General features: G+C 63.0%; 13 protein-coding genes and 1 rRNA gene. 6 read left to right on the forward strand and 8 right to left on the reverse strand.

Annotated elements, in window-relative coordinates:
* Window positions 1-22: 22 nt before the first annotated feature.
* From rrf to ACESMD_RS15385, 3 genes are all read left to right on the forward strand, one after another.
* Window positions 23-137 (forward strand): 5S ribosomal RNA (rrf, locus tag ACESMD_RS15375).
* Window positions 138-217: 80 nt separating this feature from the next.
* On the forward strand, window positions 218-418 hold the full coding sequence (locus ACESMD_RS15380) for a hypothetical protein (protein WP_372614689.1): 201 nt from the start codon (window positions 218-220) through the stop codon (window positions 416-418).
* 85 nt (window positions 419-503) lie between these two features.
* Window positions 504-1076, forward strand: coding sequence for an isochorismatase family protein (locus ACESMD_RS15385; protein WP_372614691.1), 573 nt, complete (start codon window positions 504-506; stop codon window positions 1074-1076).
* A 16-nt stretch (window positions 1077-1092) separates the two neighbouring features.
* On the opposite strand, the gene yaaA is transcribed toward ACESMD_RS15385, so the two are convergent.
* Window positions 1093-1872 carry a peroxide stress protein YaaA gene (gene yaaA, locus ACESMD_RS15390; protein WP_372614693.1) on the reverse strand — a complete coding sequence of 260 codons (780 nt, stop codon included), beginning with the start codon at window positions 1870-1872 and terminating at the stop codon, window positions 1093-1095.
* 114 nt (window positions 1873-1986) lie between these two features.
* Window positions 1987-3018, reverse strand: coding sequence for an NADP(H)-dependent aldo-keto reductase (locus ACESMD_RS15395; RefSeq protein WP_372614695.1), 1032 nt, complete (start codon window positions 3016-3018; stop codon window positions 1987-1989).
* A 222-nt stretch (window positions 3019-3240) separates the two neighbouring features.
* On the opposite strand from ACESMD_RS15395, the gene ACESMD_RS15400 reads away from it, so the two are divergent.
* Together ACESMD_RS15400 and ACESMD_RS15405 are read left to right on the forward strand one after the other, a co-directional pair.
* Entirely contained in the window at window positions 3241-3756 is a 516-nt protein-coding gene (locus ACESMD_RS15400; RefSeq protein WP_372614697.1) for a tetratricopeptide repeat protein, read from the forward strand.
* Between the two features lie 46 nt (window positions 3757-3802).
* On the forward strand, window positions 3803-4321 hold the full coding sequence (locus ACESMD_RS15405; protein WP_372614699.1) for a hypothetical protein: 519 nt from the start codon (window positions 3803-3805) through the stop codon (window positions 4319-4321).
* Window positions 4322-4435: 114 nt separating this feature from the next.
* Here the strand turns inward: ACESMD_RS15405 and ACESMD_RS15410 are convergent, their stop codons facing one another.
* The 5 genes from ACESMD_RS15410 to ACESMD_RS15430 all read right to left on the reverse strand — a co-directional run bounded on the left by ACESMD_RS15410 (window position 4436) and on the right by ACESMD_RS15430 (window position 6868).
* On the reverse strand, window positions 4436-4996 hold the full coding sequence (locus ACESMD_RS15410; RefSeq protein ID WP_372614701.1) for a TIGR00730 family Rossman fold protein: 561 nt from the start codon (window positions 4994-4996) through the stop codon (window positions 4436-4438).
* 55 nt (window positions 4997-5051) lie between these two features.
* A complete protein-coding gene (locus ACESMD_RS15415) occupies window positions 5052-5573 on the reverse strand; it encodes a DUF501 domain-containing protein (protein WP_372614703.1) in 522 nt (173 codons plus the stop codon).
* Window positions 5545-5871: a hypothetical protein gene (locus ACESMD_RS15420; RefSeq protein ID WP_372614705.1), complete on the reverse strand. Its 327-nt coding sequence runs from the start codon at window positions 5869-5871 to the stop codon at window positions 5545-5547. Before ACESMD_RS15420 ends, ACESMD_RS15415 begins: the two co-directional genes overlap by 29 nt.
* A gap of 77 nt (window positions 5872-5948) precedes the next feature.
* Window positions 5949-6419, reverse strand: a complete 471-nt coding sequence (ybaK, locus tag ACESMD_RS15425; protein WP_372614707.1) for a Cys-tRNA(Pro) deacylase — start codon at window positions 6417-6419, stop codon at window positions 5949-5951.
* A 14-nt stretch (window positions 6420-6433) separates the two neighbouring features.
* On the reverse strand, window positions 6434-6868 hold the full coding sequence (locus tag ACESMD_RS15430; RefSeq protein ID WP_372614713.1) for a hypothetical protein: 435 nt from the start codon (window positions 6866-6868) through the stop codon (window positions 6434-6436).
* Window positions 6869-6924: 56 nt separating this feature from the next.
* On the opposite strand from ACESMD_RS15430, the gene ACESMD_RS15435 reads away from it, so the two are divergent.
* Window positions 6925-8100: a MalY/PatB family protein gene (locus ACESMD_RS15435; RefSeq protein ID WP_372614709.1), complete on the forward strand. Its 1176-nt coding sequence runs from the start codon at window positions 6925-6927 to the stop codon at window positions 8098-8100.
* A gap of 37 nt (window positions 8101-8137) precedes the next feature.
* Here the strand turns inward: ACESMD_RS15435 and ACESMD_RS15440 are convergent.
* Window positions 8138-8797: tetratricopeptide repeat protein (locus ACESMD_RS15440; RefSeq protein ID WP_372614711.1), on the reverse strand; the 660-nt coding region annotated here is incomplete at its 5' end.

Genomic DNA, 8797 nt, shown 5'->3' on the forward strand with positions numbered 1-8797 from the left:
AGCATGATTCACGCCTGTTTTGCCTGACGACCACAGCGAGTGGGAACCACCTGATCCATGCCGAACTCAGCAGTGAAACCGCTCAGCGCCGATGGTAGTGTGGGGCTTCCCCATGCGAGAGTAGGTCATCGTCAGGCACCTATACTAAACCCCCAGCCTCAAGTGAGACTGGGGGTTTTCTCGTTCGGGGAAATTCAACATATATTCGGGAGGTGATATGACAATCAAGACACGAGTTCTCAGGATACTGGGCCTGGCGATGGTCGTTATGCTCATGCTGGGCGGTTTGATGGCGTGTCAGGACGAAGCGGGGCCGGCCGAGGAGGCGGGCAAGAACATCGACGAGGCCATGGAAGATGTCGGTGACGAAGTTGAGGAGATGGGGGAATCAATTCAGGATGCCGCCGAAGATAACTAGGGGCCATCGATAAGCCTTCAATCGAGACCCCGGAAGGGGCTAAGCTGTTTCTTCCTGTGCAAAGAAACGAGAGGAGCGGCATGCGATGCGACTCGTACATGACAAGAGCCTGATGGTCATCGTCGACCTGCAGGCTGGCCTGCTCCCTGTCGTGGCAAATGGCGATCAGGCAGTCAAGGAAGCCGCCTGGTTGGGCGGCCTGGCTGGTTCCCTGGAGGTGCCGGTATGGGTTACCGAACAGTATCCTGAGGCCCTGGGCGGAAGTGAGCCGCGACTGCTCGACGCACTTCCCGGCCACCGGCTGTGGCAGAAGGCCCATTTCGGCGCACATGACGAACCGGACTTCGCCGCGGCCCTCGCCGAGAGCGGCAGGCAGCAGATCATTCTGTGCGGGGCCGAAGCCCATATCTGCGTCATGCAGACAGGCCTGGGGTTGCTGGAGGCGGGATACGAGGTCTACTGGCTGATGGAAGCCACGGCCAGTCGACGGGTGGCGGAGGCGCGACTGGCCCGGGAGCGGATGGTGCAGGCCGGTGCCGTGCCGGTGAGTGCCGACATGGTGGCGTACGAATGGTTGAATCGCTGCGACGATGAGCGATTCAAGTACGCCCATCGTCGTTTCCTCAAGCAACGTTCCGCGCGTCCGCTGGTGTTCTGATGCCCAGAATCTCCTCTCAGCCTTGGCCCTCCTCACGGGTAAAGACGAGAGTGCTGCCTTCCGACATGGCGTCGTTGAAGCGATAGCCGGCCATATCGAAGTTCTTCAGACCCTCGGCGTCATCGATGCGCTGCCGAATCAGCCAGGCTGCCATGAGGCCACGTGCCTTCTTGGCATAGAAGCTGATGATCTTGAACTTGCCGTTCTTTTCATCCTTGAACACCGGCGTGATCACTCGCGACTCGAGCTTGCGGGTGCCGATAGCCTTGAAATACTCGTTGGAGGCCAGGTTGACCAGAATCGGCGTGCCACTGGCGGCCACGGCGCGGTCGAGTTCCGTTGTCAGGGCATCCTTCCAGAAGGCATAGAGGTCCTTGCCGGCAGGATTCTCGAGGCGGGTACCCATTTCCAGACGATAGGGCTGGATCAGGTCGAGAGGCCGCAGCAGGCCATAGAGCCCCGACAATATGCGTAAATGCTGCTGGGCGAAGGCATTGTCATCATCGCTGAAGGCATCGGCACCGAGGCCCACATAGACGTCACCCTGGAAGGCCTGGGCCGCTTGCTTGGCATTTTTCGGCGTGAAGGGTGTGGACCATTCCGCGAAACGTGCCGCGTTGAGGCCGGCCAGCTTGTCGCTGATGCCCATCAGCTCACCCAGCTGTTGCGGCGAGTAGTCACGCAGGATATCGATCAGGGCCTGGCTATGGGATAGGTAATCGGGTCGGGAATACAGCGTCGTGGACGCCGGTGTCTCGAAATCGAGCGTCTTGGCGGGCGAGATCACGCTCAGCATGGAGCTCTCCTGTGCGGGAAGGTGAGAATGCCGTGAGTATATCAAGGGCGCCGTAGCACCGGGACTCTCTCGACGATAGACCCGGTGGCTTGTCTGAGATTCCGGGAAGGGTTTTCAGGGGCAGGGGTTGGGAATGCGCCGGTGCACCTCATCAATGGCGTCGAGTACCGATGAGTCGAGCTTGAGCGACTCGCTCGCCAGGTTGTCCTCCAACTGTTCCATGGTGGTGGCTCCGATGATGTTGCTGGTAAGGAAGCTGCGTGAGTTGACGAAGGCCAGGGCCATCTGGGCGGGGTCCAGACCATGGTCGCGGGCGATCCGAACATAGGCAGTGGTCGCCTCCTCGGCCAGCGGGTTGGTATAGCGCTGGAAACGCTCGAACAGGGTCAGACGGGCCCCGGCGGGGCGGGAGCCATTCAGGTACTTGCCGGAGAGCATGCCGAAGGCCAGCGGTGAATAGGCTAGTAGACCAACATTCTCCCGGTGAGCGATTTCGGCCAGACCGACCTCAAAGGTGCGATTGAGAAGGTTATAGGGGTTCTGTATGGATGCCACTCGGGGAAGTCCCATGAACTCTGCCAATCGAAGGGCGTGCATGACACCCCAAGGCGTATCGTTTGACAGGCCGATGGCGCGGATCTTTCCCGCGGCCACCAGTTCTCCCAGCGCCGAGAGGGTTTCCTCCAGTGGCGTCGTGTCCTTTTCCTCATCGTGCACATAGCCGAGCTTGCCGAAGAAGTTGGTTTTCCTGTCCGGCCAATGCAACTGGTAGAGGTCGACATAGTCGGTCTGCAGGCGTTCGAGGCTTGCATCGATGGCCTGATGAAGGTGCTCGCGGGTCAGGCGAGGGCCGCCACGAATATGCTCCAGACCGGGGCCAGTCGCCTTGGTGGCGATGATGACGTCATCCCGGGAACCGCGATGCTTGAGCCAACTGCCGATATAGGCTTCCGTGCGTCCCTGAGTCTCGGCCTTCGGAGGGACCGGGTACATCTCGGCGGTATCGATGAAATCGATACCGAAGGCCACGGCCCTGTCGAGCTGTTCATGAGCGTCAGCTTCGGTATTCTGTTCACCAAAGGTCATGGTGCCAAGGCAGAGCCGACTTACCTCGATGCCGGTATTGCCAAGCTTTCGCGTCTGCATGCGTCGCTCCCGAGAGGGTCTGTTGAGATGGAGTCGGCATAGTAACGACAGCATGACCGCGACGGCAAATGCCGAGGGTTGAGTCGTCGTCTGGGCGAGCGTATGCTTGCCCACCGTTACCCCGGCAGAGTCCCGGGGATCAATCGTTTCAGGATGCAGCGGCGCAGCATACAGGATGGTGCTCGACGTCGGCCTGCGATTACAGGACCAGGGTGGTTTGCCATGTCCCAGGCATCATCGCTGTTGACCCAGCTCGAATACCGTCTGGCAGAGCAGTTGTTCCATACCCATTGGTTGCCCCGTTCCCCCCTGACTCAGCGGTTGACCCTTAGACTCTTCCGGCACTGTGCCGATGCCGGACATCCGGGCGCCATGTCGCTCTATGGCCACATGCTCTACCACCGTGGCGTCACTCCACAGGAAAAGGCCCGCGGCGCGCGCTATGTCCTCGAGGCGGCCCATGGGGGCGACCCTCGGGCCCAGTATCAGGCGGGCGAGATCTACGAGCACGGCTATGCCCTCTATCCGCAGCGTGATGATCATGCCGTGACCTGGTATGCCCGAGCGGGTGAAGCCGGTCATCCCCTGGCAGCGACTCGTCTCGCCAGGGCCTATGAAAAGGGGCAGCTCGGCCTGGGGATGGATGCCGAGCGTGCAGAGCACTGGCAGCGCCTTGCGGACCGGCAGGCGGGGCTACTCGACCAACTGGACAGCGGCGACACCGAAACGCGACACTAAGGCTACCCATGCCGTTTCGTTGCCAACCTCGAGGATCTGCCTTCCCGTGACGCTACCGACAGTGCTGGATATCGAGGCGTCCGGATTCGGGCGTGGCAGTTACCCCATCGAGGTTGGCATCGCCAGGGCCGATGGCAGCACTTGTGCCTTCCTCGTTCAGCCCCTGCCCGAATGGGTGCACTGGGATCCCAAGGCGGAACTGCTGCATGGCATCTCCCGGGGGCGCCTGCAGCGTGAGGGGTACCCGCTGCGGCAGGTAGCCCGCTGGCTCAACGACGAGTTGGGGGAGATCGGTATTACCTACAGCGACAGCTGGGGCTACGACAATACCTGGCTGTCGCTGCTCTTCCATCATGCTGGTATGCTGCCGGCCTTTCGTTTGGAGACGTTGCGGATCCTTCTCACCGAGCGCCAGCAGGAACTGTGGAGCCTCACCAAGGAAACCCTGATCGCGGAAGTCGGCATTCATCGCCACCGTGCCGGCGATGATGCCCGCCTGCTTCAACTGACCTACCAGCGTACCCTTGAGCTTACCGGCGAGCGCGCGATCAATCCTTCCCGCTAACAGCATCCTCCCCGCTACAGAGGGTATTGCCTTGCCGAAATTGGCGTCTCGACGCCGATGGTCGTGGCCGGCATTCGCCGGATCCTCCCGCCGGGCAGGGTCGGTCACGGGCCATCAGGTGCTGAGGCGGCGGGCCAGTCTGGCTTCGAGGCTGTCCAGCAGGTCGACCGGATCCGTGGCGTCGATCAGTTCGGAACGGGTATGGCCGTTCAGGAAGCCATGCGCCACGGTACTGTCCAGGAAACTCAGCAGGGGCGCATAGAACCCATTGGTATCCAGTACGCCGATAGGCTTCTCGTGGAGTCCCAGGTAGTGCCAGGTCCAGGCCTCGAAGAACTCTTCCAGGGTGCCGATGCCACCCGGCAGCACGACGAAGGCGTCTGCATGAGCGGCCATTGTGGCCTTGCGCTCATGCATGTTGCTGACCCGGATCAGTCGGGTAAGAGCGCGGTGTGCCTGCTCGCGCTCCACCAGGTGGTTGGGCATCACACCAATGGCCTTGCCGTCCTCGGCGAGAACGGCATCGGCCAGGGCGCCCATCATGCCGATGCGTGCGCCTCCATAGATCAGCGTATGGCCCCGGCGAGCGAGCTGGGTGCCAAAGCGGCGTGCCGCCTCGATGAACACAGGATCACGACCGTCTCGTGAGCCCAGGTAGACGCAGAAACTCGACATGCTCACCTCCTTGGCAGGACCGACATGGTATCAGCCGACGCCTGAGGAGGTGAGGTCAGGCCAGACAATCCGCGACGCCATATTCGGCATCCAGCCACTGGCCGATGACATTGCGGCCACAGAGATGGTGGGCATACTGGGTATGCAGGCAGCGTACCTGGTCCCAGTTACCGATGCCGCCGATGCCCCGCGTCCTGAACACCGACGCATAGCCCAGCCGCTGGATCTCCTCCCACTGGGCATCGGTCATGAAGTGCCGGCGAGTCTCGATGTAGTCGCGGTGGCTCTGGTGATAGGCGTCGAGGAAATCGGTATCGTTCTGCAGGCGGGCCTCGAGCTGCTTGATCACCCCGACGGCCTCGATATGCGAGATTTCCACCTTGAGGCGTTCAGAGCTCAGCCAGTAGAGGGTCGGGAAGGGCCTGTCATCGACAAGGGGGGCCATGCGCAGCACCAGTGGAGTTCCACGGTGATCGACGGCTGCTATGGCCGCTATGCCCCTCGGCCTGCGGCCCAGCTGCTCAGTGATGATGTCCAGCTGTTGCGCGTCAGGTATCTGATCGGTCTGGATTACCATCCGGTGAGTCCCGTACAAACTTGTTCGAACGACTGACGGCCAGGAAGAAGGCGCGATTGAGCTGCTCGGGGGTCGGCGCATAACGCCATTGCCGTTCACAGTATTCGTTTGCCCTGGCCATCAGGACGTCATGGAGTCGATTGAAGGGCGCATCATAATCGTAGGGATCGGCACCAAACAAGCGGATATGGGGGTAGTCGGCAAAGCGCTCCATGAAGTAACGGATCAGATCCGCTTCCACGGCGCGATGCTGGGCAACATTGTCTGGGTCGAGCCAGAGGTTGTAGCGGATAGCCATGAGGCTCCTGTGGATGGACGGCCCGGCGAAATAGCTGACACTACCCTATGACAGCCCGAGGTGCGATTCGGCTCGATTCAGTAGCGCGCGAGGGGTGCCATGCGCGCATGGATGAGGCGAACCAGATCGTCGTGGGCCAGGGAAATCTCGAGACCGCGGCGCCCGCCACTGATATGAATCGCTGTGAGGTCCTCTGCGCTGGCATCCAGGAAGGTCAACAGGCATTGCTTCTGCCCCAGCGGGCTGATGCCCCCGACCACGTAACCCGTGGCCCGTTCGGCTTCGGCGGCATCGGCCAGCCTGGCCTTGCGACCCCCGGCCGCTTTCGCCAGTGCCTTGAGGTCCAACTGAGCGCTCACCGGCACGATGCCAACCACCAGGCGGCCGTCATCGAGAGTTGCCAACAAGGTCTTGAAGACCTCGTTCGGCGAGAGCCCCAGCACTCTTGCGGCCTCCTCGCCATAGGCAGGCGCTCGGGGATCATGCTCGTAGGTCGTCAGCGAGAAGTCGACCCGGGCCTCTTTCAGTATCTTGACTGCCGGTGTCATGCGTCTTCGGGCTCCTATACCAGCCTCAGCCCCTGGCGGTCGGTCCAGGCGGCCTTGAGTGCTTCGGTAAGTGGCTCGCGCAGGTGCTCGGGCAGGGCGTGTTCGGCGGCGGCAACGTCATCGAAGTCACGGTTTCTGAGCCAGCAGTACGCCCAGGCACAGGCTTCGTCATCGCTGGCCGGCACGGATCGCGCGGGCATCTGTACCAGCAGGAAGGTGGCGGTGCGTGCTGCCCAGAGGGGAACCTCATCGCCGGTGCCCGGTTCACTCCAGGCCGCGAGGGTCTCGCCATCCGGGGTGGCGTCGGGGTCACCGAGCTTGGCGACCCTGGCGGTCTCGGCCAGCAGCAGGGCCAGTCGATCTGCATCGCCCTGACCCAGGCGTCGCCACTGGTCGATCAGGGCGGGCAGGCCGCGGCGCACCTTGGCATAGAAGCCGCTTTGCGGCATGGTTTCGATCATCTGGCGGATGTCCTGTCCGTTGATGGACGCGTTGAGGAATGTACATGGAGTTTGATTTTGCCACACCCGTGGAACGTCGCCATCCCCGGGGTGGCTGGCCTTCCCAGAAATGGCATCGCTACGCCCAGGACGTGTTGCCGCTGTGGGTCGCCGATATGGATTTCGCTTCCCCGCCGGCGGTGATCCGTGCCCTGCAAGACCGGGTCGATCATGGCGTCTTCGGCTATGGCCTGGTGCCGGATTCGCTGCGTCAGACGCTCGGCGCGTGGAGTGCCGAGCACTATGGCTGGGAGATCCATCCCGAATGGCAGTGCTGGTTGCCGGGGGTCGTGCCGGCACTGCACCTGGCCAGCCTGGCACTGACCGAGCCGGGAGACGGCGTATTGACGGTCACGCCCATCTATCCGCCCTTCCTCAAGGTGGCCGAGCGCACCGGCCGTCTGCCTCAGCAGGCGGCGTTGCGCGAACCGGCCGCTCCCGGTAAGGACTGGCAGCTGGATCTCGAAGCTCTGGACGCCGTCATTACCCCGCAAACCCGACTCCTGCTCTGGTGCCATCCCCACAATCCCACCGGGCGGGTCTGGTCCGAGCAGGAGTTGGCAGGGCTCGCCGAACTGGTAGTGCGCCACGACCTCCTGGTGGTCTCCGACGAGTTGCACTGTGACCTGCTGCTCGACGAGGGCGCGCGGCATCGGCCGCTGGCGGCTGCCTTTCCTGAGCTGGCAGATCGCATCCTGACGTTATGGGCGCCGTCGAAGACCTTCAACCTGGCAGGACTGACCACCGCCTGCGCGGTGATCCCGAATGCCGGGTTGCGCCAGCGTTTCACTGCCATGGCCAAGGGACTGCAGCCGGATGCCAATGTGCTGGGGTTGGTGGCCGCAGAGACGGCCTATGCCCAGGGGGACCCGTGGCGTCAGGCCTTGCTCGAGGTGCTGCGTGGCCACCGCCAACAGCTGGTGTCGCGAGTGGCGTACTGGCCGGGCGTCGCCATGGCGGCCCCCGAGTCGACCTACCTGGCCTGGCTGGACTTGCGCGATGCCAAGGGATTGTCAGACGCGAGGACTTCCCCCGCCGAGGCGCTGCTGGAGCGTGCCGGGGTGGCGCTCTCCGATGGTGCCGCATTCGGCTGGCCAGGATTTGCCCGCCTCAACTTCGGTACCACCGCAAGCCAGCTCGATGCGGCCCTGGCCAGGCTGGATGCCGTCCTGCGAGCCTGACGGCTCCGCACCGGGATGCGCGGCGGCCTGCCCTCGTTCAGTACAGCAGGGCGAACAGCTTGCGGCGATAGGCCACCGTGAGGGGATGGTCGGCCCCAAGAGCATCGAAGACGCGCAGCAGGGTCGTGCGGGCGAGGTCATCACCATAGGCTCGGTCGCGCTTTACCAGGCCGAGCAGGGAGTCCAGTCCCGCTTCGTAATCGCCATCGGCGACCTGTCGCATGGCGCGCAGGTAGTGGGCCTCACTGTCGTCCCGGTCTCCCAGAGCGGCGACCTCTTCCACCGAGGGGGCTTCCTCGCCGAACTCGATCCGGGCACGGACGCCGCGTGCCGGGGGGGCATACCGCTCCTCGGGAGGCAGGTTGTCGAGAATGGTCCGGGCGTCCTGGGGTTGGCTCTCGGCGACCAGGGTGCTGGCGAGTTCCACCTGATAGGGGTAATGCTTGGGGTTCTGCTGGACCAGTTCCTCGTAGAGGGCTCGGGCGGTGGCGGTGTCGCCGGCTTCCAGGGCCTGGGCGGCCTGTTCTTCCGGGCTGGCCGGCAGGTTCTCGGGTGCAGGGAAGTAACGGCCCAGCCATTCTCGGATCTGTGCTTCCGGCAGAGAGCCCTGGAAGTTGTCCACCAAGCCGCCCTGACTGACCAGCTTGACGTCCGGCACACCATCGACACCCAGTTGGGCTGCAATCTCCCGATTATC

This window comes from Halomonas sp., assembly GCF_041689495.1.
GTDB lineage: Bacteria > Pseudomonadota > Gammaproteobacteria > Pseudomonadales > Halomonadaceae > Halomonas.

What these genes read in the sequence shown, in the direction of transcription:
- ACESMD_RS15410 (WP_372614701.1), bottom strand. Translation starts at nt 4,996, where the DNA reads ATGTCGAGTTTCTGCGTCTACCTGGGCTCACGAGACGGTCGTGATCCT.
- ybaK (WP_372614707.1), bottom strand. Translation starts at nt 6,419, where the DNA reads ATGACACCGGCAGTCAAGATACTGAAAGAGGCCCGGGTCGACTTCTCG.
- ACESMD_RS15385 (WP_372614691.1), top strand. Translation starts at nt 504, where the DNA reads ATGCGACTCGTACATGACAAGAGCCTGATGGTCATCGTCGACCTGCAG.
- ACESMD_RS15380 (WP_372614689.1), top strand. Translation starts at nt 218, where the DNA reads ATGACAATCAAGACACGAGTTCTCAGGATACTGGGCCTGGCGATGGTC.
- ACESMD_RS15430 (WP_372614713.1), bottom strand. Translation starts at nt 6,868, where the DNA reads ATGCCGCAAAGCGGCTTCTATGCCAAGGTGCGCCGCGGCCTGCCCGCC.
- ACESMD_RS15395 (WP_372614695.1), bottom strand. Translation starts at nt 3,018, where the DNA reads ATGCAGACGCGAAAGCTTGGCAATACCGGCATCGAGGTAAGTCGGCTC.
- ACESMD_RS15420 (WP_372614705.1), bottom strand. Translation starts at nt 5,871, where the DNA reads ATGGCTATCCGCTACAACCTCTGGCTCGACCCAGACAATGTTGCCCAG.
- ACESMD_RS15400 (WP_372614697.1), top strand. Translation starts at nt 3,241, where the DNA reads ATGTCCCAGGCATCATCGCTGTTGACCCAGCTCGAATACCGTCTGGCA.
- ACESMD_RS15415 (WP_372614703.1), bottom strand. Translation starts at nt 5,573, where the DNA reads ATGGTAATCCAGACCGATCAGATACCTGACGCGCAACAGCTGGACATC.
- yaaA (WP_372614693.1), bottom strand. Translation starts at nt 1,872, where the DNA reads ATGCTGAGCGTGATCTCGCCCGCCAAGACGCTCGATTTCGAGACACCG.
- ACESMD_RS15435 (WP_372614709.1), top strand. Translation starts at nt 6,925, where the DNA reads ATGGAGTTTGATTTTGCCACACCCGTGGAACGTCGCCATCCCCGGGGT.